Source organism: Micromonospora sp. NPDC004551 (assembly GCF_040609975.1).
Classification (GTDB): Bacteria; Actinomycetota; Actinomycetes; order Mycobacteriales; family Micromonosporaceae; genus Micromonospora.
Window position 1 is genome coordinate 63942 of sequence record NZ_JBEXLM010000007.1, and the last position, 25878, is coordinate 89819.

At 74.7% G+C, this 25878-nt stretch carries 22 protein-coding genes and 1 pseudogene; 7 read left to right on the top strand and 16 right to left on the bottom strand.

Going from position 1 to position 25878, the window contains the following annotated elements; all coding sequences use genetic code 11:
• Positions 1–5 precede the first annotated feature (5 nt).
• Complete coding sequence (locus ABZW14_RS11015) at positions 6–395, top strand: globin (protein WP_208602946.1); 390 nt, start codon at positions 6–8, stop codon at positions 393–395.
• Positions 396–429: 34 nt separating this feature from the next.
• On the opposite strand, the gene ABZW14_RS11020 is transcribed toward ABZW14_RS11015, so the two are convergent.
• The 4 genes from ABZW14_RS11020 to ettA form a co-directional block, all read right to left on the bottom strand.
• Entirely contained in the window at positions 430–1017 is a 588-nt protein-coding gene (locus tag ABZW14_RS11020; RefSeq protein ID WP_355343344.1) for a YbjN domain-containing protein, read from the bottom strand.
• 131 nt (positions 1018–1148) lie between these two features.
• Positions 1149–1817: a hypothetical protein gene (locus tag ABZW14_RS11025; protein WP_355343347.1), complete on the bottom strand. Its 669-nt coding sequence runs from the start codon at positions 1815–1817 to the stop codon at positions 1149–1151.
• Entirely contained in the window at positions 1814–2257 is a 444-nt protein-coding gene (locus ABZW14_RS11030; RefSeq protein ID WP_355343349.1) for a thioesterase family protein, read from the bottom strand. The genes ABZW14_RS11025 and ABZW14_RS11030 overlap by 4 nt, the downstream gene beginning before the upstream one ends.
• Positions 2250–3926, bottom strand: a complete 1677-nt coding sequence (gene ettA, locus ABZW14_RS11035) for an energy-dependent translational throttle protein EttA (protein ID WP_355343352.1) — start codon at positions 3924–3926, stop codon at positions 2250–2252. The genes ABZW14_RS11030 and ettA overlap by 8 nt, the downstream gene beginning before the upstream one ends.
• A 313-nt stretch (positions 3927–4239) precedes the next feature.
• Between ettA and ABZW14_RS11040 the strand changes: the two genes are divergently transcribed.
• Both ABZW14_RS11040 and otsB read left to right on the top strand, forming a co-directional pair.
• Positions 4240–5640: a trehalose-6-phosphate synthase gene (locus ABZW14_RS11040; RefSeq protein ID WP_046566252.1), complete on the top strand. Its 1401-nt coding sequence runs from the start codon at positions 4240–4242 to the stop codon at positions 5638–5640.
• A 94-nt stretch (positions 5641–5734) separates the two neighbouring features.
• Positions 5735–8296: a trehalose-phosphatase gene (gene otsB, locus ABZW14_RS11045; RefSeq protein ID WP_355343909.1), complete on the top strand. Its 2562-nt coding sequence runs from the start codon at positions 5735–5737 to the stop codon at positions 8294–8296.
• A gap of 62 nt (positions 8297–8358) precedes the next feature.
• Here the strand turns inward: otsB and cobA are convergent, their stop codons facing one another.
• Genes cobA through cobC form a run of 3 tightly spaced genes read right to left on the bottom strand, consistent with a single transcriptional unit; the run spans position 8359 to position 11779 of the window.
• Positions 8359–9630, bottom strand: a complete 1272-nt coding sequence (gene cobA, locus ABZW14_RS11050) for a uroporphyrinogen-III C-methyltransferase (protein ID WP_355343355.1) — start codon at positions 9628–9630, stop codon at positions 8359–8361.
• Positions 9627–10697 (bottom strand): nicotinate-nucleotide--dimethylbenzimidazole phosphoribosyltransferase, encoded by a 1071-nt coding sequence (cobT, locus tag ABZW14_RS11055; RefSeq protein ID WP_355343912.1) that lies wholly within the window; start codon positions 10695–10697, stop codon positions 9627–9629. The genes cobA and cobT overlap by 4 nt, the downstream gene beginning before the upstream one ends.
• Positions 10697–11779, bottom strand: a complete 1083-nt coding sequence (gene cobC, locus ABZW14_RS11060) for an Rv2231c family pyridoxal phosphate-dependent protein CobC (RefSeq protein WP_355343358.1) — start codon at positions 11777–11779, stop codon at positions 10697–10699. Before cobC ends, cobT begins: the two co-directional genes overlap by 1 nt.
• 133 nt (positions 11780–11912) lie before the next feature.
• Here cobC and ABZW14_RS11065 point away from each other — a divergent pair, with 133 nt between their 5' ends.
• Positions 11913–14048, top strand: a complete 2136-nt coding sequence (locus tag ABZW14_RS11065; protein WP_355343361.1) for a transglycosylase domain-containing protein — start codon at positions 11913–11915, stop codon at positions 14046–14048.
• A gap of 96 nt (positions 14049–14144) precedes the next feature.
• Here the strand turns inward: ABZW14_RS11065 and ABZW14_RS11070 are convergent, their stop codons facing one another.
• A complete protein-coding gene (locus ABZW14_RS11070; protein ID WP_355343364.1) occupies positions 14145–14714 on the bottom strand; it encodes a GNAT family protein in 570 nt (189 codons plus the stop codon).
• On the bottom strand, positions 14711–16075 hold the full coding sequence (locus tag ABZW14_RS11075; RefSeq protein ID WP_355343367.1) for a cobyrinate a,c-diamide synthase: 1365 nt from the start codon (positions 16073–16075) through the stop codon (positions 14711–14713). The genes ABZW14_RS11070 and ABZW14_RS11075 overlap by 4 nt, the downstream gene beginning before the upstream one ends.
• Positions 16076–16211: 136 nt before the next feature.
• Between ABZW14_RS11075 and ABZW14_RS11080 the strand changes: the two genes are divergently transcribed.
• Together ABZW14_RS11080 and ABZW14_RS11085 are read left to right on the top strand one after the other, a co-directional pair.
• Positions 16212–17039 (top strand): SURF1 family protein, encoded by an 828-nt coding sequence (locus ABZW14_RS11080; RefSeq protein WP_355343370.1) that lies wholly within the window; start codon positions 16212–16214, stop codon positions 17037–17039.
• Between the two features lie 96 nt (positions 17040–17135).
• Complete coding sequence (locus tag ABZW14_RS11085) at positions 17136–17921, top strand: hypothetical protein (protein WP_355343373.1); 786 nt, start codon at positions 17136–17138, stop codon at positions 17919–17921.
• A gap of 44 nt (positions 17922–17965) precedes the next feature.
• Here ABZW14_RS11085 and ABZW14_RS11090 read toward each other — a convergent pair whose 3' ends face one another.
• From ABZW14_RS11090 to ABZW14_RS11105, 4 genes are all read right to left on the bottom strand, one after another.
• Positions 17966–19558, bottom strand: a complete 1593-nt coding sequence (locus ABZW14_RS11090; RefSeq protein ID WP_355343376.1) for an ATP-dependent DNA ligase — start codon at positions 19556–19558, stop codon at positions 17966–17968.
• A gap of 105 nt (positions 19559–19663) precedes the next feature.
• A complete protein-coding gene (locus ABZW14_RS11095; RefSeq protein WP_091269681.1) occupies positions 19664–19870 on the bottom strand; it encodes a hypothetical protein in 207 nt (68 codons plus the stop codon).
• A 79-nt stretch (positions 19871–19949) separates the two neighbouring features.
• On the bottom strand, positions 19950–21302 hold the full coding sequence (locus ABZW14_RS11100) for a dipeptidase (protein ID WP_355343915.1): 1353 nt from the start codon (positions 21300–21302) through the stop codon (positions 19950–19952).
• Positions 21303–21338: 36 nt separating this feature from the next.
• Positions 21339–21992 (bottom strand): hypothetical protein, encoded by a 654-nt coding sequence (locus ABZW14_RS11105; RefSeq protein ID WP_355343380.1) that lies wholly within the window; start codon positions 21990–21992, stop codon positions 21339–21341.
• Between the two features lie 110 nt (positions 21993–22102).
• Here ABZW14_RS11105 and ABZW14_RS11110 point away from each other — a divergent pair, with 110 nt between their 5' ends.
• The gene (locus ABZW14_RS11110; RefSeq protein WP_355343918.1) at positions 22103–22504 is read left to right on the top strand and encodes a rhodanese-like domain-containing protein; all 402 of its coding nucleotides are present in this window, start codon (positions 22103–22105) and stop codon (positions 22502–22504) included.
• Between the two features lie 41 nt (positions 22505–22545).
• Here the strand turns inward: ABZW14_RS11110 and ABZW14_RS11115 are convergent, their stop codons facing one another.
• The 3 genes and pseudogenes from ABZW14_RS11115 to ABZW14_RS11125 all read right to left on the bottom strand — a co-directional run.
• Positions 22546–24087 carry a cobyric acid synthase gene (locus ABZW14_RS11115; RefSeq protein WP_355343383.1) on the bottom strand — a complete coding sequence of 514 codons (1542 nt, stop codon included), beginning with the start codon at positions 24085–24087 and terminating at the stop codon, positions 22546–22548.
• A complete protein-coding gene (locus ABZW14_RS11120) occupies positions 24084–25115 on the bottom strand; it encodes a cobalamin biosynthesis protein (protein ID WP_355343386.1) in 1032 nt (343 codons plus the stop codon). The genes ABZW14_RS11115 and ABZW14_RS11120 overlap by 4 nt, the downstream gene beginning before the upstream one ends.
• 93 nt (positions 25116–25208) lie before the next feature.
• Positions 25209–25847, bottom strand: a pseudogene (locus tag ABZW14_RS11125) (single-stranded DNA-binding protein); the annotation flags it as partial.
• Positions 25848–25878: the final 31 nt, after the last annotated feature.

Consider the following 25878-nt stretch of genomic DNA (forward strand, 5'->3'; position numbering starts at 1 on the left):
AGTCGATGACCCTCTTCGAGGCGATCGGCGGCGAACCCGCCTTCCGCAAGCTGGTGGACGAGTTCTACGCCGGTGTCGCCACCGACCCGCTGCTGCGGCCGATGTACCCGGAGGAGGACCTCGGGCCCGCGGCGGACCGGCTGACCCTCTTCCTCATCCAGTACTGGGGTGGCCCGCACACCTACTCCGAGCAGCGCGGCCACCCGCGGCTGCGGATGCGGCACGCCCCGTTCCGGATCGGCGCGGTCGAACGGGACGCCTGGCTGCACCACATGCGGCGGGCCGTGGACCGGCTGGACCTGCCGCCGCAGCTCGCCGCCGCGCTCTGGGACTATCTGGAGCGGGCCGCCTATTTCATGGTGAACGTGATGGAGGACCCGGCGGCCGAGGGCTGACCGGCGCGGCCGCGCCCGCCGTCCGTACCGGCGGTCAGAGCAGGGCGCCCTCGTCGTGCAGCCAGTCGACGAAGGTGGTGGCCACCGCCGCGCCGCAGTCGAGCATCTCGACCAGCAGCGCGTCGTGGGTGCCGGCGCCGAGCGGGACCTGGAGCTCCGCGTAGATGGGCAACTGGCCGCGCTCGGTCGGGTCGCCGATGTAGGCCTTGCAGAACCGCCGGGTGTGGTTCCACTCGTTGACCACCCGGTAGGCGCGGTCGGCCCAGTCCGGCGGGACCGTGGCGTGCGGCCGGGCCCGCATCACGAGGATCTCGTCCTCGGGCCCCTCCAGCGTGACCAGCACCGCGTGCCGCTCCCACATGGCCAGCAGGTTGCCGTCACCGTCGGCCAGGTAGCGCACGTCGAGCAGGTCGAGCGCGTCGCAGACCCGGCGGAGGGTGACGGGGGCGACGGTCGCCGGCCTGTCGGCGATCACGGGCCGCTCGGCGGCCGCCGCGTCGTCCCCCGGCTGACGGGGGGTCGGTGGTCCGACCCGGACGGTGTCATCCACTGTGATCCCGCTTCGAGTTTCCGGATCCCCGCCGCCGCCGGCGGGACCTGGGCGCCATGACCACCACGGCATCGCTCGCGCACCTCACTCCCCAGCGGATCCAGCCGCCTACGGTGCGTTGGATCCGAGGATGGACGGTACCCGGACAGCCGGGATGAGGCATCCCCCCAACGGCTGCCCCAAACCGTAAGAATGATCAGGGGTCATCCGTTCGGATGAGTCGTGATGGGCGTCAGGGCAAGATCAGCGACCTTACGCGACCAGGCCGCTCCGTACGGTCCGACGAGCCCGACCCAACGGCCGGCCACGCGTACCTGAACGTCGCCGGCACCGACGAAGCCCATCCGGACCAGCCCCTGCACCAGCCGCTGCGGCACCTCCACCGGGGCGTCCGGCGCCTCGTCCGGGGTCACCACCACCGCGACGTGGTCCAGCAGCGCGTCCCGCAGGGCCCGCTGGCCCACCGCCCGGCCCGCCACGCCGTGGGTGGCCGCCTCGCGCAGCGTCCCGGCCGCCGCGGCGGCGATCCGCCGGACCTCGGCGCCGGGGAGCGCCTCCACGGCCCGGCTGGCCGCCGGCGGCAGCGGCCAGCGCCAGCCGTCGTCCCGCCGGCGGGGTAGCGCGTCGCCACCCGCCGACAGCTCCGCCAGCAGCTCCCCCGCCCCCACCGTGACGTCGCCCGGCGCCGCGCCGGAGACGGTCCGGACCACGAGCACGTCCCACGGCAGCCGGGCCCAGAGGGCGGTACGCCCGGCCCCCGGCACCGGCCGGAGCCGGACCAGGGTGGCCGGGTCCAGCCGGACCAGGCGGGCCAGGAAGGCGCCCACGTCGGCCACCCCGTCCAGCCCGTGCCCGGTCGCCGGCGTGGTCATGCCGCGTGCCCGGGCGCGTACCGGAGCAGGAAGGCCCGCTCGTCGGCGGAGATCCGGCGGGGCCGCTGCGCGGCCAGGTCGAACGGGACCAGCACCGAGCGGGCCCGGCTGGCCAGCACGTCACGGTCGTAGAGCTCGTAGGCGACGGTGAACGAGGCCGCCCGGATCTCCTCCACCCAGAGCTCGATCCGGACCGTGGGGGCCGCCTCCGCGGTGGCCCGGCCCAGCGCGTAGTCGACCGGGCGCAGGTAGTCGACCTCGTGCCGGCGGATGACCACCCCGTCGGAGAACGAGTCGACGCCCCACGCCCGGCCGCCGGCGAACATCATCGCCACCCGCGCCTCCTCGTACAGGGTGAGGAAGCGCGAGTTGTTGACGTGGCCGTACGCGTCCAGGTCGGACCAGCGCAGCGTGCAGTCGTAGACGAACCGGTCAGTCACGGGTGAGCTTGCGGTACGTCACCCGGTGCGGCCGGGCGGCCTCCGCGCCGAGTCGGTCGATCTTGTTCTTCTCGTACGCCTCGAAGTTGCCCTCGAACCAGAACCACCGCGCCGGGTTCTGGTCGTCGCCCTCCCAGGCCAGGATGTGCGTGGCGACCCGGTCCAGGAACATCCGGTCGTGGGAGATGACCACGGCACAGCCGGGGAACTCCAGCAGCGCGTTCTCCAGGCTGCCGAGCGTCTCGACGTCGAGGTCGTTGGTCGGCTCGTCGAGCAGGATCACGTTGCCGCCGATCTTGAGGGTCAGCGCCAGGTTGAGCCGGTTCCGCTCGCCGCCGGAGAGCACCTTGGTCGGCTTCTGCTGGTCCGGGCCCTTGAAGCCGAACGCGGCGATGTACGCCCGGGACGGCATCTCGACCTTGCCCACGAGCAGGTGGTCCAGCCCGTCGGACACCGTCTCCCAGACCGTCTTGTCGCCCGCCAGGCCGGCCCGGCTCTGGTCGACGTACGACAGGGAGACCGTCTCGCCGACCCGGACCGAGCCGCCGGTCGGCTCCTCCAGGCCCACGATGGTCTTGAACAGGGTGGTCTTGCCGACGCCGTTCGGGCCGATCACGCCGACGATGCCGTTACGCGGCAGCGAGAAGCTGAGGTCGTCGATCAGCACCCGGTCACCGAACGCCTTGACGAGGTTCTTGACCTCGATCACGGTGCTGCCCAGGCGCGGGCCCGGCGGGATTTGGATCTCCTCGAAGTCCAGCTTGCGGGTCTGCTCGGCCGCGGTGGCCATCTCCTCGTACCGGTCGAGGCGGGCCTTCGACTTGGTCTGGCGGGCCTTGGCGTTGGAGCGGACCCACTCCAGCTCCTCGTCGAGGCGCTTCTTCATCTTGGCGTCGCGCCGGCCCTCGACCGCCATCCGGGCGGCCTTCTTCTCCAGGTAGGTCGAGTAGTTGCCCTCGTAGCCGATGGCCCGGCCCCGGTCCAGCTCCAGGATCCAGCCGGCCACGTTGTCGAGGAAGTACCGGTCGTGGGTGATCGCGATCACCGTGCCGGCGTACTTGGCCAGGTGCTGCTCCAGCCACTGCACGCTCTCCGCGTCCAGGTGGTTGGTGGGCTCGTCGAGCAGCAGCAGGTCCGGCGCCTCCAGCAGGAGCTTGCACAGCGCCACCCGGCGGCGCTCACCGCCGGACAGCTGGGTCACGTCGGCGTCCGGCGCGGGGCAGCGCAGGGCGTCCATGGCCAGTTCGAGCTTGGAGTCGACGTCCCAGGCGTCGGCGTGGTCGAGCTCCTCCTGGAGCTTGCCCATCTCCTCCATCAGCTCGTCGGAGTAGTCGGTCGCCATCTGTTCGGCGATCTTGTTGAACCGCTCCAGCTTGGCCTTGGTCTCGGCGACCGCCTCCTCGATGTTGCCGAGGACGGTCTTGGCGTCGTTGAGCGGCGGCTCCTGGGCCAGCATGCCGACGGTGTAGCCGGGCATGAGCCGGGCCTCGCCGTTGCTCGGCTGGTCCCAACCTGCCATGATCTTGAGGAGGCTGGACTTACCGGCGCCGTTCGGACCGACCACACCGATCTTGGCCCCCGGCAGGAAGTTCAGCGTCACGTTGTCGAGCACGACCTTGTCGCCGTGCGCCTTGCGCGCCTTTTCCAGGACGTAGATGAACTGGGCCACGGTGCGGGCTACCTCCGTCGGTTGCGATCGCGAGCTGGCGGGCGCGGGCGCGGGCGCGGGCCGCGAGGTCCGTCCGCCGCCGCCGGCCGAGGCCGGCCGCGCGCACGCCACCGTCAATCCTGACAGGTACGCCCCGCTCCGCCCACATCACCCCGCCCCGGCGCGCGTGGCGGGCCCGGCTGTCGACAAGATCACGAAGGAGGTTCGACCGGCGTGGGACGGGTAGGGAACTCCGGCACGGGGCAACAGACGCCGCAGCTACGCTCAGTACGCTCATCGCGGTGGACCCGTCAGCACCCGGAGGTGGCCGATCGTGACCGTCCGTAGCTCCTTTGTCGTTGTGGCGAACCGACTGCCGGTCGACGAGGTGAGCACACCCGAAGGGCGGCAGTGGCGTCGCAGCCCGGGCGGCCTGGTGACCGCGCTGCACCCGGTCCTCGCCGAGCACCAGGGCACCTGGGTGGGCTGGGCCGGTGGCACCGGCGCCGCCCCCGAGCCCTTCGACCTGGAGGGGATCCGGCTGCACCCGGTACCGCTAAGCGCCGAGGAGCTGGAGCGCTACTACGAGGGGCAGTCCAACGCGACGATCTGGCCGCTCTACCACGACGCGGTCGAGACCCCGGCCTACAAGCGGCGCTGGCGCGAGGCGTACCGGTTGGTCAACGCCCGGTTCGCGGAAGCCGCCGCGGACGTCGCGGCCGAGGGCGCCACGGTGTGGGTGCAGGACTACCAGCTCCAGCTCGTGCCGGCCATGCTCCGCGAGCTGCGGCCGGACCTGCGGATCGGGTTCTTCCTGCACATCCCGTTCCCGCCGATCGAGCTGTTCATGCAGATGCCGTTCCGCACCGAGATCCTGCGCGGCCTGCTGGGCGCCGATCTGGTGGGCTTCCAGCAGCGGCTGGCGGCGCAGAACTTCGTCCGGCTGGCCCGGCACCTGCTCGGCCTCCGCTACGAGGGGCAGATGATCCAGGTCGACGGCCGGCAGGTGAAGGCCGGCGCGTTCCCCATCTCGATCGACACCCGGGAGATGGAGCGGCTGGCCGAGGACCCGGCGATCCAGGCCCGGGCCAAGCAGATCCGTGAGGAGCTGGGCAACCCGAAGACGATCGTCCTGGGCGTCGACCGGCTCGACTACACCAAGGGCATCGAGCTCCGCCTGAAGGCCTTCCGCGAACTTCTCGCTGACGGAAAGTTGACAGTCCCCGACGCGGTTATGGTGCAGGTCGCCACGCCGAGCCGCGAGCGGGTGGAGCACTACCAGGCACTTCGGGTGAAGGTGGAACGCGAGGTCGGCCGGATTAATGGCGAATTCGGACGGGTGGGCGTGCCGGCGGTGCATTATCTGCATCAGTCGTACAGTCGCTCCGAACTGGCCGCGATGTACGTCGCGGCAGACGTGATGATGGTGACCCCGCTGCGAGACGGAATGAATCTGGTGGCCAAGGAGTACGTCGCATCGCGCGCCGACCAGGGCGGCGCGCTCGTGCTCAGTGAGTTCGCCGGCGCCGCCACCGAGCTGCGCCAGGCCTTCCTGTGCAACCCGCACGACCCCGACGCGGTCAAGGACGCGCTGCTGCGCGCCGTGCACGTCGAGAAACCCGAGGCCCGGCGGCGGATGCGGATAATGCAACGCCACCTGCGCAGCCACGACGTCGGCCACTGGGCCAAGTCGTTCCTGACCGAGCTCGGCGTGCCCGATGCGGAGGCTGCGTGAGCGCGAGGAGTGAGCCGATCTTGCGTGCCCCGCAGTCGCGAACAAGGGTGATGTTGTGACTTCTCCTGCCACCACCACTCCGCACGGCGGGGTGATGGATCCCGAGCTGCGTGCCGCCATCGGCCGGATCGCCCGGGTCCCCCAGCTCCTGGTCGCCTGCGACTACGACGGCACGCTCGCGCCGATCGTCGAGGACCCGAGCAAGGCCGTGCCGCTGCCCGAGTCGGTGGCCGCGGTCCGCGCCCTCGCGTCCCTGCCGCAGACCAGCGTCGCGGTGGTCTCCGGCCGCGCGCTGCGCGACCTGGCCACGCTCTCCCGGCTGCCCAGCGAGGTGCACCTGGTCGGCAGCCACGGTTCCGAGTTCGACATCGGCTTCGTCGAGCGGCTCACGCCGGAGCTGATCGCGGTCCGGCACCGGCTGCGCAACGAGCTGCGCGAGATCGCCGCGGCCCACCCGGGCGTACGCCTGGAGCGCAAGCCGGCCAGCGTCGCCGTGCACACGCGCGGGGTCGACCCGCAGATCGCCGCCGCGGCCATCGAGGCGGTCCGGAGCGGCCCGGCCACCTGGGAGGACGTCACCGTCACCCAGGGCAAGGAGGTCATCGAGCTGTCGGTGGTGGCGACCCACAAGGGCACCGCGGTCGACCAGCTCCGGACCCAGCTCGCGGCCAGCGCGGTGCTGTTCATCGGCGACGACGTCACCGATGAGAACGCCTTCGGCAACCTGCACGGGCCGGACGTCGGCATCAAGATCGGCCCGGGTGACACCCAGGCGGACTACCGGGTGGCCGAGCCCATCGAGGCCGCCCGGGCGCTGGGCCTGCTGCTGGAGACCCGGCGGCACTGGCTGTTCGGCGAGCGGGCGGTGCCGATCGAGCGGCACTCGATGCTGGCCAACGGCCGCACGGTCGCGCTGGTCACCCCCGAAGCGAAGATCACCTGGCTGTGCCACCCGAAGCCGGACTCGGCGGCGATCTTCGCCGACCTGGTCGGCGGCAGCCCGGCCGGGCACTTCACCGTCGGTCCGCAGCGGGGCGGCATCCCGCTGGGCCAGCGCTACCGCAGCAACACCATGACCGTGGAGACCCGCTGGTCCGGCCTGACCGTGACCGACTGGCTGGACCTGCCGGCACGGGAGACCACGGCGGACGGCCCGGCCGTCGTCACGGGCGACTCGACCCTGGTCCGGGTGCTCAGCGGCACCGGCCGGGCCCGGATCGAGTTCGCCCCGCGTCCCGAGTTCGGTCAGGTCGCCGTGCAGCTCCAGCCGCTGGACGACGGGCTGCTGGTGCTCGGCTCCAACGAGCCGGTGGCCCTCTACTCGCCCGGCGTCGAGTGGGAGGTCACGAGCGACGCCGGTTACGAGTCCGCCAAGGCCGTGGTGGACCTGTCCGCCGCCGGCGGCCAGGTGGTGCTGGAGCTGCGCTTCGGCACCCAGAGCCTGGAACACCACCGGGTGCCGATCCACGAGCGGCAGGCCGCCGCCGAGCAGCCCTGGAAGGACTGGGTGGCCTCGCTGCGGCTGCCCGCCACCGCCCGGGACCTGGTGGCCCGCAGCGCGCTCACCCTGCGCGGGCTCTGCCACGAGCCGACCGGCTCGATCCTCGCCGCGGCGACCACCTCGCTCCCCGAGGAGCTGGGCGGCGTCCGCAACTGGGACTACCGCTACTGCTGGCTGCGGGACGCGGCGATGACCGCCCGCGCGCTGGTCGACCTCGGCTCCACCGAGGAGGCCGAGGGCCTGCTGCGCTGGGTCGACGGCGTCATCGACCGCACCGGCGGGCACCCGGAACGGCTGCACCCGCTCTACACGGTCGACGGCTACGAGCTGGGCGCCGAGGCCGTCATCGACACCCTGCCCGGCTACGCCGGCTCCCGGCCGGTCCGGGTCGGCAACCTCGCCAACCACCAGCTCCAGCTCGACGTCTTCGGCCCGGTCGCCGACCTGATCGCCGCGGTGGCCGACGCCCGGGGCTCGGTACGCGACGACGAGTGGCGGGTGCTGGAGAACATGGTCGAGGCGGTCCGCCGCCGCTGGCACGAGCCCGACCACGGCATCTGGGAGGCCCGCCTCCCACCCAGGCACCACGTCTTCTCCAAGGTCATGCTCTGGATGACCGTCGACCGGGCGCTGCACGTGGTGCGGCAGCACGGCGGCGAGGACCGGCCGGAGTGGGTCGAGCTGCGCGACCGGATCGCCGACAACGTGCTGGAGCACGGCTGGCACCCGGAGGCGGAGGCCTACAGCGTCGCCTACGGCTACGAGGAGATGGACGCCTCGTCGCTCTGGATCGGCATCTCGGGCCTGCTCGCCGGGGACGACCCGCGCTTCCTGTCGACGGTGCTGAAGATCGAGGCGGAGCTGCGCAGCGGCCCGGTCGTCTACCGGTACCACTGGGACGACGGCCTGCCCGGCCGGGAGGGCGGCTTCCACATCTGCACGGCGTGGCTGATCGAGGCGTACCTGCGCACCGGCCGGCGCACCGACGCGGAGGAGCTGTTCGCCCAGATGGTCGACACGGCCGGGCCGACCGGGCTGCTCCCCGAGCAGTACGACCCGCTGGCCGAGCGCGGGCTGGGCAACCACCCGCAGGCGTACAGCCATCTCGGGCTGATCCGCTGCGCCCTGATGCTGGACAACATGCTCAAGCAGTGAGCTGACCGGCTACGACGGCGGCCCGGGACCGGCTGGTCCCGGGCCGCTCGCCTGCGTCTGGATCAGGTGTCGAGGGTCCCGACCACGTCCCCGACCACGACGATGGCGGGCGGGCGGAGGCCCGCGGACTCGACGTCGGCGGCCACCGTGCCGAGGGTCGAGCGGAGGGACCGCTGCCCGCTCGTCGTGCCCTCCTGGATCACCGCGGCCGGCGTCCCGGCGGGCCGGCCGTGCGCCACGAGGGTGGCGCTGATCGCCGCGAGGTTCTTCAGGCCCATGAGGATCACCAGGGTGCCGCGCAGGCCGGCCAGGGACTCCCAGCGGACCAGCGAGGCCGGCGAGTCGGGCGCGACGTGCCCGGAGACCACGGTGAACTCGTGCGCCACCGCCCGGTGGGTGACCGGCACCCCGGCCGCCGCGGGTACCGAGACGGCGCTGGTCACGCCGGGCACCACGGTCACCGGCACGCCCGCCTCGGCGCAGGCCAGCAGCTCCTCGCCGCCCCGGCCGAAGACGTACGGGTCGCCGCCCTTGAGCCGGACCACGACCTTCCCGGCCCGGGCGCGGTTCACGAGGATCCGGTTGATCTCCTCCTGGGCCCGGGCCGGCCCGTACGGGATCTTGGAGGCGTCGACCAGCTCGACGTCCGGCCGCAGCTCGTCGAGGAGCAGCCCGGGGACGAGCCGGTCGGCGACCACCACCTCCGCCTCGGTCAGCAGCCGCCAGCCCCGCAGGGTGATCAGCTCCGGGTCGCCCGGCCCCGCACCCACCAGCGCCACCCGGCCCGCCGACGGGGCCCCGGCGGCCCCGGACCCGGCGGACGCCGTACCGGACGGCACCCCCGGCCCGATGCCGGGCTCGGAGGCGGGCGGCTGGCCGGCCCGGGCGGCCAGCAGTTCCCGCACCGCATCCCGGACGCTCATCGCCCGGCGGGGGTCGCCGCCGCCCAGCACCGCGACGGTGACCGGGCCGTGCCGGGTCACCGCCGGGGTCCACGCGGTGGCCGCGGCCCGGTCGTCGGCGCGGACGCAGAAGATCCGCCGTTCGGCGGCGGCGGCGCTGACCGCGGCCGCGGCGATCCGGTCGTCCACGGCCACCTGGACCAGCCAGGCGCCGTCCAGGTCGTCCGGGACGAAGCGGCGCGGCTCCCAGCGCAGCCGGCCGGCGTCCGCGTGCGCCCGCAGCGCCGGGGTCAGCTCCGGTGCCACCAGCAGGACGTCCGCGCCCGCGTCGAGCAGCGCGGGCACCCGCCGGGTGGCCACCGCTCCCCCACCGACCACGACCACCCGCCGGCCGGCCAGCCGCAACCCGAGGGGGTACGGGTTGCCGCTCACTTCTCGGCCACTCCCGCCGAGTCGAAGGTGGCGACCTCGTGCAGCACCCGGACCGCGCCGGTGACGACGGGCAGCGCGAGCAGCGCGCCGGTGCCCTCGCCGAGACGCAGCCCGAGGTCGATGAGCGGGTCGAGGCCGAGGTGCCGCAGCGCGGCCGTGGCGCCCGGCTCGGCCGAGCGGTGCCCGGCGACCATGGCGCCGACCGCCTCCGGCGCGAACGCGGCGGCCGCCAGAGCGGCGCTGACCGCGATGACGCCGTCCAGCAGCACCGGCACGCGGCGCGCGGCGGCCCCGAGGATCAGCCCGGCCAGCGCGGCGTGCTCCAGGCCGCCGACCGCGGCCAGCACCCCAAGCGGATCCGCCGGATCCGGCGCGTGCCGGTCCAGCGCGGCCCGCACCACGCCGACCTTGCGGTCGTACGTCTCGTCGTCCACACCGGTGCCCCGGCCGGTCGCCGCCGCCGGGTCGGCCCCGGTGAACGCGGCGATCAGCGCGGCAGCCGGGGTGGTGTTGCCGATGCCCATGTCCCCGGTGAGCAGGATGCCCGCCCCGGCGTCGACCAGGTCCCCGGCCACCCGGATGCCGGTCTCCAGCGCCGCGCGGGCCTCGTCCCGGGTGAGCGCGGCGGTGACCGTCAGGTCCCGGGTGCCGGGCCGCACGTTCGCCGCCACCAGGCGGGGGCCGGCCGGGTTGGCGGCGGGGTCGGCCGGGAGCGGGGTGGCCACGCCGACGTCCACCACGGTGACCGAGGCGCCGGCCTGCCGGGCGAACGCGTTGACCACCGCACCACCGGCCAGGAAGTTGCCGATCATCTGGGCGGTGACCTCCTGCGGCCACGGGGTCACGCCCTGGGCGTGCACGCCGTGGTCGCCCGCGAAGATCGCCACCGCGGCCGGCTCGGGCAGCGGCGGCGGGCAGGTCCCGGCCAGGCCGGCGAGGCGTACGGAGAGCGGCTCCAGCGCGCCGAGCGAACCGGCGGGCTTGGTGAGCCGGCCCTGGAGTTCGCGGGCCGCCGCCATGGCCGCCTCGTCGAGCGGGCGGATCGCCGCGAGGGTGGACTCCAACATCATGCCTCCAGGATCTCCGCCAGCACGTCGGTGAAGGCGTCGGTCGTCGCCGGATCGCGCACCGCGATCCGCAGCCAGTCCGGGCCCAGCCCGGGGAAGGTGTCGCCGCGGCGGACCGCCCAGCCGCGCTCGCGCAGCCGCTCCCGCACGGCGGCCGCGCCGGCCAGGTGGACCAGGACGAAGGCGCTGGCGGGGCGGCCGACGACGCGTACCCCCGGCAGGCCGGACAGGCGGGCCACCAGGCGGTCGCGGTCGGCCGTGAGCCCGGCGGCGATGGTGCGCTCGGCCGCGACGGCGGCCGGGGACGCGCAGGCGGTGGCGGCGGCGAGCGCCGGGGTGGAGACCGCCCAGAGCGGCTGGGCGGCGGCGAGCCGGGCGAGCAGCGCCGGGTCGCCGAGCAGGTAGCCGATCCGCAGACCGGCCAGTCCCCAGGTCTTGGTGAGGCTGCGGACCACCAGGAGGCCGGGCAGGTCGCGGCGGGCGGCGAGCGACTCGGGCTCGCCGTCGACGCCGGGGGCCGCGGTGGTGTCGGCGAACGCCTCGTCGACCACCAGCACCCGGCCGGGGCGGGCCAGCGCGGCGACCGCCTCGGCGGAGTGCAGCACCGAGGTGGGGTTGGTGGGGTTGCCCAGCAGCACGAGGTCGGCGTCGGCGGGCACCCGGGCCGGGTCCAGCCGGAAGTCGTCGCCCGAGTCGAGCAGCACCCGCTCGACGGTGTGGCCGGCGGCCCGGAGGGCGGCCTCCGGCTCGGTGAACTGCGGGTGCACCACCACCGGCCGCCGGGCCTCGCGCAGCGCCCGGGCGATCAGCACGAAGCCCTCGGCGGCGCCCGCCGTGAGGAGTACCTCCTCCGGGGGACGCCCGTGGCGGGCGGCGACGGCGGCCCGGGCCGGACCGGGGTCCGGGTACGCGGCCAGCGCGCCCAGCGCGGCGACCAGCGGGTCGGCCAGCCAGTCCGGCATCGGGGCGCGGCGGACGTTGACCGCGAGGTCGACCAGACCGGGGGTGGCCTCGGCGTCCCCGTGGTGGCCGAGGTCGGGCTCGCCCGCCGGAGCGGCGGTCCCGATCAGCTGAGCACGCATGTCCGCGATCCTGCCGGGAAGCCGCCGCCCGGGACAGCGGATCCCGGCGTGGGCCGCGTCACCACCACTGAACCCCCTCGCCCGTTTATGAATTCTTCTCATTTCCGAATCGGAAATGTCATAGCTTGACCACGTGAGCAACCGACCCCTTGCCTCCGCTGGTCGTGCCGTGCCCCTTCTCCGCGCCGGGCTCATCGCCGGCATCGTGGTCGCCGCCGCGGCCTATCCGCTGGCCGCCGTCACCGGCATCGGCGCCAAGGCCACCGCACACGCAGTGGAGCAGAAGACGAACATCCTCAAGACCGCACTGCCCGCCGAGACCTCGTACCTGTACGCGCCGGACGGCAAGACCGTGCTGACGATGTTCTACGAGGAGTACCGGCAGTACACCAAGATCCAGGACATGTCGCCGAACATCCAGCAGGCGATCGTCGCCGCCGAGGACAACCGCTTCTACCAGCACCACGGCGTCGACCCGAAGGGCGTGGCCCGGGCCTTCGTGTCCAACGCCCGGTCCGGCGGGGTCTCCCAGGGCGCCTCGACCCTCACCATGCAGTACGTCCGGATGGCCCTGCGGGACAGCGCGAAGACGCCGAAGGAGGTCCAGGAGGCCACCCAGCAGACCAGCCTGCGCAAGGTCAAGGAGATGCGCATGGCGCTGGACATCGAGAAGCACGTCAGCAAGGAGCAGATCCTCGAGCGCTACCTCAACTCGGCCTACTTCGGGCACCGGGCGTACGGGATCTACGCGGCCTCGCAGATCTTCTTCTCCAAGACCCCGGCCACGCTCACCCCGGTCGAGGCGGCCACCCTGGCCGGACTGGTCAAGTCCCCCTCGGAGTACGACCCGATCACCTCCGACCAGAAGGACGCCACCGGCCGGCGCAACTACGTGCTCGACAACATGGCCCGCCTCGGCTACCTCTCGCCGGACGCCGCGGCGCGGGCCAAGGCGGAGCCGATCCAGCTACGGCTCACCAACCCGCCGAACGACTGTGCCTCGCTGCTGGAGAAGTACCGGTCGACCTGGGGCTTCTACTGCGACTACCTGAAGAACTGGTGGAGCACCCAACCCGCGTTCGGTGACAACCGGCTGGAACGCATGGACAAGCTGCGCCGGGGCGGCTACCGCATCGTGCTCGCCCTCGACCCGAAGATCCAGGAGGCGGCGGAGAAGAACGTCGGCGCGAAGGACGGCACCGGCAGCCCGTACGCCAACGGCATCGTGGTCGCCGAGCCGGGCACCGGACGGATCAAGGCGATGGCGGTGAACCGGAACTATTCGCTCGACCTGGCCGAGAACCCGAACAGCTCCAACCCGGAGGCCGGCCCGAACGTCAAGGCGAACTATCCGAACACGGTCGCGCCACTGCTCGGCGGGGGCACACTCCCCGGGTACCAGGCCGGATCGACGTTCAAGATGTTCACGATGCTCGCCGCGCTCAACTCGGGGACGAAGCTCTCCGACACCATCAACTCGCCGTACCGCTACCAGTCGAAGGTCTACGACGGGTGGGCACCGTCGAACGCCAGCGGCGCGATGACCGGCGTGCAGACCATGTGGTCCGGCTTCGGCAAGTCGGTGAACACCTTCTTCGTGCAGCTGGAGGAGCAGGTCGGCGCGGAGAAGGGCGTACGCCTGGCCGAGCAGCTCGGGCTGCGCTGGCGTACCGACGTGGACCGTGAGCACGCCGCGCCGGACAAGGCGAACAAGTGGGGCGCGTTCACCCTCGGCGTCTCCGACGCCACGCCGCTGGAGATGGCGAACGCGTACGCCGCGGTCGCGGCCGAGGGCCGGTACTGCGAGGCCATCCCGGTCATCTCGATCCTGAACCGGGACGGCACGCCGGCCATGTACAGGACCGCGGGCGGGGTGGAGCGGGAGGTCGCCAAACCGCGCTGCCGGCAGGTGGTCAGCGCCGACGCGGCCCGGGCGGCCACCGACGCGGCCCGCTGCCCGACCGGCGACACCCCGGCCAAGGGAGGCTGCGGCGGCTGGTCGACCGCGGACAGCGTGCGGGGCACGGTCGGCCGCCCGGTCGCCGGAAAGACGGGCACCACCGACAGCACGCGGTCGGCCTGGTTCGCCGGCTTCACCCCGGAGCTGGCCGCCGCGAGCTTCATCGCCGACCCGGACAACCCGTTCAACGCGGTGGGTGACGGGTTGTCCCAGGTGCCCGTCGACGCGGTGGCCATGACCCTCCGCGACGCACTGAAGGGCCAGCCCACCCGCCAGTTCACCCCACCGTCCGACCAGATCGTCGGCTGACCCGTCCCGGAACCGCCCGGGGGTGCGCCCGGGTTGATCAAGAGGTTCGCGTCCAGGATCCGGACGCGAACCTCTTGATCGCCGTCCCGGCGCCGGTCAGCGGAGGTCGGCGGAGACGAAGGACCAGAGTTCCAGGTCCACTCGGGCGCCGTGGACGAAGCCGGCGTTGCGGAGGAGACCCTCGTAGCTGAAGCCGGCCTTCTCCGCCACGCGGCGGGAGGCCACGTTGCCGGCGGCGACCCGCAGCTCGACGCGCTGGAAGCCGTGCTCCAGGATCAGCGCGATGGCGACCGCGTCGACCGCCTCGGCGGCCAGCCCGTAACCGCGGGCGTGCGGGGCGATCGCGTAGGACACCTCGGTGAGCCGGGCGCCCCAGTCGGTGCGGCGGGTCCAGAGGCAGCCGACCACCCGCCGGTCCTCGCGGCGGACCACCGCCCAGTGGTCGCCGTCGCCGCTGTCCCGGCGCTGCCGCGCCAGCTCGGTGCACCAGGCCCGCCCGTCTATCTGCCCCGCGGAGTCGGCCAGCGGCAGCCACCGCTGCGTCTGCCGGTCGGCGAACACCTCGTCGACCGCCTCGGTGTCGGCGGCGACGAGCTGGCGTACCTCGGTGCGCGGGGTGGAGACGGTCAGCTCCGGGAACCGGCGCACCGCCACCTGCCCGATCACGCGGGGGCCTCCGCGGGGGCCAGGGCCGCCGCGACCAGCCGGGCCGCGATCTCCGGGTGCGCGGCCCAGTGCGGCACGAGCTGCGAGGCGTGCACGCCCCGCCACACGAAGCCCTCCGGTGCGCCACCCTCCCAGCGCCAGGCGGCCCGCTCACCGGCCCGCGGGCTGAGCACCGCGGCATGCTGCTTGTGCCCCACCACCGTGGTGCCCGCCCGGGCCACCACGCTGTCCCCGGCCGCGGTCGCCTCCCGGTAGCCGACCACCAGGCCGTCCCGGCTCGCGCCGACCGCGTCGAGCACCCCGCACATGGGCCGGCCGTCGAGCTCCCGGGCCAGCCAGAGCAGGCCGGCCCCCTCGGCCACCACCGGGCGGCCGCTGCGGGCCAGCTCGGCCACCGCGATGCAGAGCCGGCGGTTGGCGGAGAGCTGCTCCGCGTACGTCTCGGGGAGCCCGCCGCCGACGACGAGCGCGCTGGTCCCGGCGGGCAGCGCCTCGTCCCGCAGCGGGTCGACGGTGACCACCTCGGCGCCGGCCGCGCGCAGCAGCTCGGCGGTCTCCGGGTGGCTGTAGCTGCCGCCCGGCCCACCGGCCAGCGCGACCACCGGCCGCTCCCCGGCGGGCGGGCCGGCCGGCTCCGGCGACCACGGCGCGGCGGGCAGCTCCGGGGCGGACCGGGCCAGCCCCAGCAGCCGGTCGAGGTCGACCGTGGCGGCCACGCCCTCACCGAGCCGGCGCACCGCCCGCTCGGCCTCGGCGTCGCGCTGGACCACCGGCACCACGCCGTGCCGGCGGGCGGGCAGCACCGGGGGCAGCTCGTGCCGGCGCAGCGCGCCGTAGACGGGCACCCCGACGTCGTCGAGCGCCTCGCGCAGCATCGCCTCGTGCCGGGGCGAGGCCACCCGGTTGAGGATCACGCCGCCCAGCCAGAGCTGCTCGTCGTAGGCCCGGAAGCCGTGCACCAGGGCGGCCACCGACTGGCCCATGGCGGCCACGTCGACCACCAGCACCACCGGGCTGCGCAGCGCGGTCGCGACGGCCGCCGTGGACTCGGTCTCCGGCCGGCCGGCGATCGAGTCGTAGAGCCCCATGGTGCCCTGGACCAGCGCGAACCCGGCCCCGGCGGCGCCGTGCGCGAAGAGGGGAGCGACCCGCTCCGGGCCGACCAGCCGCCGGTCGAGGTTGCGCCCCGGCCGCCCGGCCGCCAGCCCGAGATAGGCCGCGTCGACCTGGTCCGGCCCGATCTTGAACCCGGCGACGTCCAGCCCCCGGTCGGTGAGGGCCGCGAGCAGGCCGAGCGAGAGGGCACCGGTGCCGTGCCCCGAGGAGGGCGCGCTCAGCACGACGCGCGGCACGACGGTCATTCATCGACTCCTGCTCTGCGGTGGTTTCCGCCCGCGTGACCATACCCGCCCAGACCGACGCGCGACGGCCGGCGAACGGCCCGTTCCGGCCCGGTGCGGGTCAGTGGCGCCGCTCATACGGGTAGCCTTTGCCAACGTGTACCGGTTCCTGCTGACCCCGCGCTGGCTCGGCTATCTCGCGCTGACCCTGGTCGCGGCCGCGGTGATGGTCCTCCTCGGCAACTGGCAGCTGGACCGCTACCGGGGCCGGACGGCGATCAACGAGCGGATCGACGCCGGCGCCACCATGACACCGGCCCCGCTGCGGGACGCCCTGCCGGCCCCGACCGGCGGCCCCGGCACCGCCGGCCCGGCCCCGGCCGACCGGCTCACCTGGACCCGGGTGACCACCACCGGCCGGTACGACAGCGCGAACATCGTCCTGGTCCGCGGCCGCACCGTCGACAACAAGGTCGGCTTCGAAGTGCTCACCCCTCTGGTCCTCGCCGACGGCAGCGCCGTGCTGGTCGACCGGGGCTGGATCCCGCCCGTCCCCGGCGGGAACGCCACCGCCCAGCCGCAGGTGCCGGCCGCGCCGACCGGCGAGGTGACGGTAACCGGCCGGCTGGTGTCCAGCGAGAGCGGCGGCGGCACGGTCGACCGGCGCGACGGCAAGCTGGAGACCCGGCGGATCAGCATCCCCCGGCTGGCGAAGCAGCTGCCCTACCCGGTGTCCGGCGGCTACGTGCTGCTCGACGAGCAGACGCCGGCCGCCGACCCGGCGTTCCAGGCGGTGCCGATCGGGCACACCAACAACTGGCAGAACTTCGGCTACGTGGTGCAGTGGTGGCTCTTCGCCGGGATGAGCCTCATCGGCTACGGCTGGGTCGCCCGCCGGGAGGCCCGGCGGCTGGCCGGCCTGGACGGGCCGCGCGAGCCCCTGGACCGGGCCGCCGAGCCGGCGTCCTCCCCCACCTCCGCCTGAGCCGGCCGAGCCGTCCGAACCGGACATCCGGTGGGCACACCGGGCAGCGGGGACGCTGTAGGGTCCGCCCATGATCGTCAATCGTGGGGGTTCGCGGTGACCCCTGATCCCACGACGCCGCCGCCCGCCGAGCCGCCGGCCCCGGCCACGTACGACCCGTGGGCCGCCATGCCGCCGGCCGTCCCGCCGCCCACCGAGCAGTTCCCGGTGCTGGCCGCGGCACCGGCGGATCCCCCGGTCACCGCCGCGCCGACCGAGCGGTTCCCGGCACCGCCGGTGCTCCCCGCCCCGCCGGCCGCCGCCCAGCTCTCCGCCCCGCCGGCTACCGCGCAGTTCTCCGCGCCGCCGGCGCAGTTCTCCGCCCCGCCGGCTACCGCACAGTTCTCCGCGCCGCCGGCTACCGCGCCGTTCTCGGCGCCGCCGGGTCCGCCGGTCGGGATGCCGGCGCCGGGCGCCGGGGCGCTGGTGGTGCCGTCGGCTCCGTACCCGCCGGCATCGGCCCCGCCGGCGGGGCCACTGCTGCCGGCGCAGTCCGTGGTGGCCGTGCAGATCGGCGAGATCATGGTGACGCCGCCGGTGATCCGCACCCCGGCCGGTGTCCTGCCGCTCGCCGGTTCCTCCTGGCACGTCATGGACCACTGGCAGAAGGAGGAGAAGGTGGCCACCTGGGCCATCGTCGCCGCGGTCCTCGGCTTCTTCTGCCTGACCGTGTTCAGCCTCCTCTTCCTGCTGATCAAGGAGACCCGGCACCACGGCACCGTGCAGGTGACCGTGACCAACGGCGGGCACCAGTACGTGGCCCGGATCCCCGTGGCCGACCAGTTCCAGGTGCAGCAGATCAACAACCAGGTCAACTACGCCCGGTCGCTCTCGGTCGGCTGAGCCGCGCGCCGGAGGCGGTGCCGCGCCGCCTCCGGCCCGACGGGTCAGCCCGTGACCCGGCCGGCGTGGATGGCGCGCACCGCGTCGATGGTGTCCGCCTCGGCGGCGCTCTTGTCGTCCCGGTAGCGGATCACCCGGGCGAAGCGCAGCGCCATCCCGCCCGGGTAGCGGCTGCTGGTCTGCACCCCGTCGAAGGCGATCTCGACCACCTGCTCCGGCCGGACCCGCACCACCCAGTCGCCCTTCTCCACGGCCAGGCCCAGGAAGCGCTCGGTCTGCCAGCGCAGCAGTTCGTCGGTGAGCCCCTTGAACGTCTTGCCGAGCATGACGAACTCGCCGGTGCGGGGATCGCGGGCGCCCAGGTGCAGGTTGGAGAGCCAGCCCTGCCGCCGGCCGCTGCCCCACTCCACGGCCAGCACCACCAGGTCGAGGGTGTGCCGGGGCTTCACCTTGACCCAGGCCGCGCCGCGCCGGCCGGCGTCGTAGGGGGCGGCCGGGTCCTTGACCACCACCCCCTCCTGGCCCGCGTCGACCGCGGCCGCGAACGCCGCACCGGCCTGCTCGGCGTCCTCCACCTCCACGCGGCCGACCAGCAGCGACGGGTCGACCACACGGGCCAGCGCGGCCCACCGCTCCCGGCCGGGCAGGTCGATCAGATCCGCGCCGTCGAGGTGCAGCAGGTCGAAGAAGTACGGCGTCAGCACGGTCTCGCCGGCGCGCTCGGCCGCGGCGAGCACGGCGGGAGCCACCGGCGCCTGCGCGGTGGCGCTCGGGGTGGTGCGCCGGGCGGCCCGGCTGGAGGTCTCCTGGAAGGGCAGCGGGCGCCCCTCGGCGTCCAGCCCGATCGCCTCGCCGTCGAGCACCAGCTCCCGGGCGGGCAGCGCGCGGACGGCGGCCACCACCTCGGGCAGCCGGCCGGTGATCTCGTCCAGGCTGCGGGTGAACACGGCGATGTCGTGGCCGGACCGGTGCACCTGGATGCGGATGCCGTCGAGCTTGACGTCGACCACCGCCGGGGTGCCGGTGGCGGTGAGCGCCTCGTCGACCGAGGGCGCGCTCTGCGCCAGCATCGGGGCGAGCGGGCGGCCCACCTGGAGCCCGAACCCGGCCAGCGCGGGCGCCCCGCCGGCGAGCGCCGCGACCGCCACCGCCCGCAGGTCGCCGGCGAGCAGCAGGGCCCGCCGGACCGCCGCGACCGGCACGTCGGCGGCCCGGGCCACCGCCTCGGTGAGCAGGCCGGCCTGGGCGCCCTGGCGCAGCTCGCCGCGGAACAGGCCGACCAGCAGCCGTTGCTCGTCGGCGGTCGCCGCGGCGAAGAGCCGGCCGACCAGCTCGCGCCGCCGGGCCTGCGAGCCCGCGCCGCCGACCGCCGCGATCTCCTCGATGGCCGCGTCGACGCCGCCCACGGTCAGGGTCGCCTCGGCCGCCGGTGGGGGCAGGTCACGCAGGCCGGCCCAGCCCACGCCGGTCTGCCGCTGCCGCAGCTCGCCGGCCAGGTAGCCGGCGCCCGCCGGCACCTCGTCGGGATCGAGCGACCGCAGCGCGGCGGCCAGCAGCTCCACCTTGGCCCGCCGGCCGCTGGTGGCGCCCACCGCGGCCGACGTGGCCGCCAGCTCAAGGAACCGCACGTGCCTCATCCTGCCAGCCACGTCCGACACCGGGGCGTTTCCGGAGCGATCTTGGAGAGTTGGCGCCCCCCAGGAACGTCAACTCTCCAAGATCGGCGGAAGCGCCGGGCCGGCTCAGGCCGAGACCGGTTCCTCGATGCGGAGACCGCGGGCGCGCACCTCGTCGGCGACCCGGGTGAGCAGCGTGTCGAGCGTGACCAGCACGGCCGAGAGCTCGCCGAGCTGTTCCTTGAGCGCGTCCTCGGGCCACGCGGAGACATCGACGTCCCCCAGAGCACTGACGGCGGCCTGGAGCCGCGACATCTCGTCGTTCGTACGCATGTTCGAGAGGCTATAACACCCCGTCGCCCGACACACCGCAAACTCCGACATCGGCCCCGAAGTTACGGTTTCGACACCCTCAGGTGCGGTTCTCACCCGCCTCGGCGACCTTCGCCAGCAGCAGCGCCTCGGCCACGCAGACCCGGGCGAACTCGCCCAGGTGCAGGCTCTCGTTCGGCCCGTGCGCCCGGGCGTGCGGGTCCTCCACGCCGGTCACCAGGATCGCCGCGGAGGGGAACATCTCCTGGAAGGTGGCGATGAACGGGATCGAGCCACCCACGCCGATGTCCACGGGGTCGGTGCCGTCCCAGGCCTCCCGGAACGCCGCCCGCGCCGCGTCGAACATCGGCCCGGTCGCGTCGATGACGCAGGGCGCGCCGTCGTGCTCGAACGTCACCGTGACCTGCGCGCCCCAGGGGGCGTACTTCTCCAGGTGCGCGATGAGCGCCGCGTACGCCTTCTTCGGGTCGTCACCCGGCGCCAGCCGGACGCTCAGCTTCGCCTTGGCGGCCGGGACCAGCGCGTTCGGCGCCTCCCCGGTGGCCGGGGCGTCCACGCCGAGGATCGCGAGGGCCGGCTTGGTCCAGAGCCGGTCGGTGATCCGGCCGGTGCCGAAGAGCTCCGCGCCGTAGACCAGCCCGGCCTCGGCACGGAACCGGTCCTCGGGGTAGTCGACGGTGGCGCCCTCGCGGCCGACCAGCCCCTCGACGGCGACGTTCCCGGCGTCGTCGTGCAGCGTGGCGAGCAGTCTCACCAGCGTGGTGAGCGCGTCCGGCACCGCGCCGCCGAACATGCCGCTGTGCACGGCGTGGTCGAGGGTGCGCACCTCCACGAAGCAGTTGACGATGCCGCGCAGGGAGGTGGTCAGGGCGGGCACGCCGATGTCCCAGTTGCCGGAGTCGGCGATGACGATGACGTCCGACGCGAGCTCCTCACGGTGCGCGATGAGCAGCTGCTCCAGCGAGTCCGAGCCGTACTCCTCCTCGCCCTCGATGAAGAGGACCACGCCGACCGGCAGCTGGTCGCCGTACGCGCGCAGCGCCGCGATGTGCGCCATGATGCCGGCCTTGTCGTCGGCGGCGCCGCGGCCGTAGAGGCGGCCGTCCCGCTCCACCGGCTCGAACGGGTCGGACTCCCACAGCGACAGGTCGCCGACCGGCTGGACGTCGTGGTGCGCGTACAGGAGGACGGTGGGCGCGCCGGGCGGTGCCGGCTTCGTCCCGATCACCGCCGGCTGGCCGCCGGAGCGCACGATCTTCGTGTCGAGGCCGGAGCCGCGCAGCAGCTCCGCCACCGCCTCGGCGGAACGCTCGACGTGCGAGTGGTCGAAGCCCTCGAAGGCGATGCCCGGGATGCGGACGAGTCGCTCGAGGTCGGCACGGACGCCGGGCAGTTCCCGCTCGACGGCGGCCCGCACCTCGGACTCGGACATGATCGGTGTGGTCATGACCGGAATCGTATGCCGCCCTTACCCGGCCACGACGTCCGAGCCCGCCCACCCGGACCGGCGGACGTAGTAGCGCTCCGCGTCGTGCGGCAGGTCGGGGGCACCGTCGACCACCAGGTCCGCCGCCGCCCCGGTCCCGTCGGCGGCGAAGTGCGCCCGCTCCCCGGCGTGCCAGCGGCGCAGCTCGGGCAGGATCTCCGCGCCGTCGCGGGCCAGCGCCCGGGACAGCCGCAACCCGGCCGGCGCGGTGACGAGGACCGCCAGGGTCAGCTCCGGGCGGATCGCCGCCCGGGCGGCGCTCACCCCCTCCACGATCAGCAGCGGCCCGGCCGGCACCGGCACCGGCCGGTCCAGGAAGCACCGGCGCAGCCAGCTGTACCGGCGGTAGGCCCCCGGCCGGCCGGCGCGGACCGGCCCGAGCACCCACTCCTCCAGCCGGGACCAGAAGGTGAGCTGGTCGTCCCAGCCGTCGAGCAGGTCGTCGGTGCGGACCACCGGCGGCCGGGCGCCGCCGGGCAGCGCCGCCACGGCGTCCGCGAGGCGCGTCGCGAAGACGCTCTTGCCCGCGCCGCTCGGCCCGTCGACGGCCACCAACCGGGTACGCCCCAGCCGCGCCGACCCGGCCAGCACCCGCCGGGCCAGCCCGGCGTACGCCTCGACCACCGCCACCGTCACCCGACCGACGCTAGCGGTCCCCCGTCCGCTGGATCCTGCGGCACCAGCAGGCCGTTCACCGGGCGGGTCCGGGTCGCCGTGGGCATCATCGGGATGTGCTCCATGACGTGATGAGTCCGGGCGTCGACGCCCTCCTCGAACAGGCCCGGGCCGGCCTCCGCCGGCTCACCCCGCACGACACCGTCGAGGCGGTCCGCACCGGGGCGCTGCTGGTCGACACGCGCACCGACCTGCAGCGCCGCGAGCAGGGCGAGCTGCCCGGGGCGATCGTCATCGACCGGACCGTGCTGGAGTGGCGGCTGGACCCGGCGAGCGCCTGGCGCATTCCCGAGTCGACCAGCTACGACCGGGAGATCGTCGTGGTGTGCCGCGAGGGCTACAGCTCCAGCCTCGCGGCCGCGAGCCTCCAGGCGCTCGGGCTGCGGCGGGCCACCGACATGATCGGCGGCGTGCAGGGGTGGCGGGAGGCCGGCCTGCCCATGTCCGACCGCCCCGCCGACATCCGCTACTGACCCCGCAACCGGCCTGCCTGGCCCGTCGGGTGGTGGCTTGTTCAGGCGGTCGGCGCGCCGGGCGGGATGAACGGCAGGTCGGCGGGCGGGCCGGATTCGATCAGCCGCCACAGCGCGTCGGTGTCGAGGTGCTCCTCGACCAGGTCCCCGAGCAGGTCCACAGTGCGCTCCCGGGCGGCGGCGAACGACGTGTCCGGCGCGACCTTGAACCCGGTCCGCCCGGCCAGCGCGGCGACCTCGGTCAGGAAGCGGCGCCGGAAGGCGTCGGACTCGAAGGCGCCGTGCCAGTGGGTGCCGTGCACCGTGCCCAGCCGGGCCCCCTCGCCGGTGCCGTCGGCGTAGCGGAGCAGCGGCGGCAGGCCGGGGTCGGCGGCGGAGACCTGGCCGTGGTGGATCTCGTAGCCGTGCACCGGCACGTCACCGGCGGCGGTGCCGGCGGCGCGCCGGACCGTCTTGCGCGCGTCGAAGGTGATCTCGACGGGGAGCAGCCCGAGGCCGGGCACGCTCCCCTGGCGGCTCTCCACCGGATCGTGGATGGCCCGGGACAGCATCTGGAACCCGCCGCAGATGCCGAGCAGCGGCTTACCGGCGGCGGCGTGCGCCAGGACGGCGTCGGCCAGGCCGGTCTCCCGCAGCCAGGCCAGGTCGGCCACGGTCGACTTGGAGCCGGGCAGCACCACGAGGTCGGCGGCGGCGAGTTCGGCCGGCTCGATGGTCAGCCGGACCCGGACGCCGGGCTCGGTGGCCAACGCCTCGACGTCGGTGGCGTTGCTGATCCGGGGCAGCCGGACCACCGCGACGTCGAGCCAGTCCGTGCCCCGGGGCGCCGCCGGCCGGCCGAGCACCCGCCCGTACGCGAGCGAGTCCTCCGCGTCCAGCCAGAGGTCGAGCGCCCAGGGCAGCACACCGAGGGTCGGGCGGCCGGTGACCCGGTGCAGCATGTCCAGCCCCGGCCGGAGCAGCCCGAGGTCGCCCCGGAACTTGTTGATCACGAAACCGGCGATCAGGGCCTGGTCGGCCGGGTCGAGCAGCGCGACGGTGCCGAACATCGAGGCGAACACCCCGCCCCGGTCGATGTCGCCGACCACGACGGCGGGCAGGCCGGCGTGCCGGGCCAGCCCCATGTTCACGTAGTCGCCGGCCCGCAGGTTGATCTCGGCCGGGCTGCCGGCGCCCTCGCAGATCACCACGTCGTACTCGGCCCGCAGCTCGGCCAGCGCCGCGTACGCGGTCCCGGCCAGCCGGGGACGCAGCTCCCGGTAGTTGCCGGCGGTGACCGTGTCGACCGCCTCGCCGAGCAGCACCACCTGGCTGGCGTGGTCGCTGCCCGGCTTCAGCAGCACCGGGTTGAAGCGCAGGTCCGGGGCGAGCCCGCAGGCGGCGGCCTGCATGGCCTGGGCGCGGCCGATCTCCCCGCCGCGCCCGTCCGGCCCGACCACCACGGCCGAGTTGTTGGACATGTTCTGCGCCTTGAACGGGGCGACCCGCACACCCCGGCGGCGCAGCCAGCGGCAGATGCCGGCGGTGAGCACGCTCTTGCCGGCGTCGGAGGTGGTCCCGGCGACCAGCAGCCCGCCGCTCATCGCCCGCCCCCCACTGCCGGCCCGCTCCCCGGTCGCGCCCCGCCGAGGGCTCGCAGTGCGGCGCGGCCGGTGGCGCCGACCAGGCGGCCGGCCGTCACCGGGTACGCCGCCGCGAGGCCGAGCGCGGCCAGCCCGACCGCGCCGGAGATCCGGGCGGCCCGCTTCAGGTGCCGTGCCTCGGGCCGGGGCCCGTCCCCGAGGAACGGCCGGGTCTCCTGGCGCCCGAAGTAGACGTTGCGCCCACCCAGCCGGACGCCGAGCGCGCCGGCCATCGCGGCCTCGCACTGGCCCGCGTTCGGGCTCGGGTGGTCGTTACGGTCGCGCCGCCAGACCCGCCAGGCGGCCGCGCGGTCCCCGTGTGCGGCCGGCGCCACGGCGACGGTGAGCAGCCCGGTCAGCCGGGCGGGGAGCAGGTTGAGCAGGTCGTCGAGGCGGGCGGCCGGCGTGCCGAAGCGGGCGTAGCGGGGCGAGCGGTGGCCGACCATGGCGTCGAGCGTGTTCGCGGCCCGATAGCCGAGGAGGCCGGGCAGCCCGGCGACGGCGCCCCAGACCAGCGGGGCGACCACCGCGTCGGAGGTGTTCTCGGCGACCGACTCGACGGTGGCCCGGGCCAGTTCGGGCTCGTCGAGCGCCGACGGGTCCCGCCCGCACAGGTGGTTGAGCCGGCCGCGGGCGGCGGGCAGGTCGCCGGCCTGCAACGCCCGGGCCATGAGCCGCGACTCGTGCCGCAGGGTGCGCCCGCCCAGCACCGTCCAGGTGCCGGCGGCCACCAGCGCGGCCCGGGCCACCGGGTGACGGCGGGTGGCGAGGCCGGCGGCCGCCCCGAGCAGCACCGGCGCCCCGACCGCGAGCGCGGTGAACGCCGCGCCGGCCGCTCGCTCCGGCCGGTAGATCCGTCGCTCCAGGGCCCCGGCCGCGCGACCGAAGCCGGCCACCGGGTGCCAGCGCCGGGGGTCGCCGAGCAGCGAGTCCAGCGCGTAGCCCGCCACCAGTCCCGCCGCGTTCGCCATGGCGGTCGCCTGCCGCACCCGTCACCACCTCCGGCCGGCCAGCCTAGTCGTACGGCGGGGCGGCCACGCCGGCGTCGCCACCCCGCTCCCCCGTTGCACGATCCGGGCTGCTCAGGCGGGCACCGGGGTGCGGCGGCGGCCCCGCCGGTTGCGACCGCTCCCGGCACCGCCCCCGACGTCGTCGGTCGGGCCCGGCTCGTCGGCGGCCGGCTCGCCGTCGCCGTCCTCCGTCCCCAACTCGTCGTCGCCGTCCTCAGCGGCCATTTCGTAGTCCTCGGCGGCGAGTTCGTCGCCGGCCCCGGCGGCCGGCTCGTCGGGCCGGTCGTCGAACGGGTCCGTCAGCCCGTCGAGGTGACCGGCCGACCCGTGCACCCCGCTGGCGAGCCCGACCCGCGGGGCGTCGTACTCCGGTGGCGGGAACTCGTCGTCGAACGGCCGGTCGTCGAACGACGCAGGCGCGTGCGCGACCGGCACCGGCTCGGTGGCCTCGCCGTGCACCCGGCGCTCGGCCTCGGTGTCCTCGACGGTGCTGGTCGTCATGCTCGGCCGGTTGCGCAGGAACCGGGCCCGGCCGCGGGACAGGTCGTGCCCGACGGCGACCGCCTCCAGCTCGTAGAGGGTGCGGTGGTTGCCGGCGTCGTCGGTCCAGTCGCGGGTGTAGAGGCGGCCCGCCACCACCACCGGGTCGCCGACCGCCACCGAGGCGGCCACCCCCTCGGCCAGCTTCCGCCAGCAGTTGACCCGCACGCGGGTCTTGAGCTACTGCCACACGAGGCCCGCC

What these genes read in the sequence shown, in the direction of transcription:
- ABZW14_RS11015 (WP_208602946.1), top strand. Translation starts at nt 6, where the DNA reads ATGACCCTCTTCGAGGCGATCGGCGGCGAACCCGCCTTCCGCAAGCTG.
- ABZW14_RS11020 (WP_355343344.1), bottom strand. Translation starts at nt 1,017, where the DNA reads ATGCCGTGGTGGTCATGGCGCCCAGGTCCCGCCGGCGGCGGCGGGGAT.
- ABZW14_RS11025 (WP_355343347.1), bottom strand. Translation starts at nt 1,817, where the DNA reads ATGACCACGCCGGCGACCGGGCACGGGCTGGACGGGGTGGCCGACGTG.
- otsB (WP_355343909.1), top strand. Translation starts at nt 5,735, where the DNA reads ATGGATCCCGAGCTGCGTGCCGCCATCGGCCGGATCGCCCGGGTCCCC.
- cobT (WP_355343912.1), bottom strand. Translation starts at nt 10,697, where the DNA reads ATGTTGGAGTCCACCCTCGCGGCGATCCGCCCGCTCGACGAGGCGGCC.
- cobC (WP_355343358.1), bottom strand. Translation starts at nt 11,779, where the DNA reads ATGCGTGCTCAGCTGATCGGGACCGCCGCTCCGGCGGGCGAGCCCGAC.
- ABZW14_RS11075 (WP_355343367.1), bottom strand. Translation starts at nt 16,075, where the DNA reads ATGACCGTCGTGCCGCGCGTCGTGCTGAGCGCGCCCTCCTCGGGGCAC.
- ABZW14_RS11090 (WP_355343376.1), bottom strand. Translation starts at nt 19,558, where the DNA reads ATGAGGCACGTGCGGTTCCTTGAGCTGGCGGCCACGTCGGCCGCGGTG.
- ABZW14_RS11095 (WP_091269681.1), bottom strand. Translation starts at nt 19,870, where the DNA reads ATGCGTACGAACGACGAGATGTCGCGGCTCCAGGCCGCCGTCAGTGCT.
- ABZW14_RS11100 (WP_355343915.1), bottom strand. Translation starts at nt 21,302, where the DNA reads ATGTCCGAGTCCGAGGTGCGGGCCGCCGTCGAGCGGGAACTGCCCGGC.
- ABZW14_RS11110 (WP_355343918.1), top strand. Translation starts at nt 22,103, where the DNA reads ATGAGTCCGGGCGTCGACGCCCTCCTCGAACAGGCCCGGGCCGGCCTC.
- ABZW14_RS11115 (WP_355343383.1), bottom strand. Translation starts at nt 24,087, where the DNA reads ATGAGCGGCGGGCTGCTGGTCGCCGGGACCACCTCCGACGCCGGCAAG.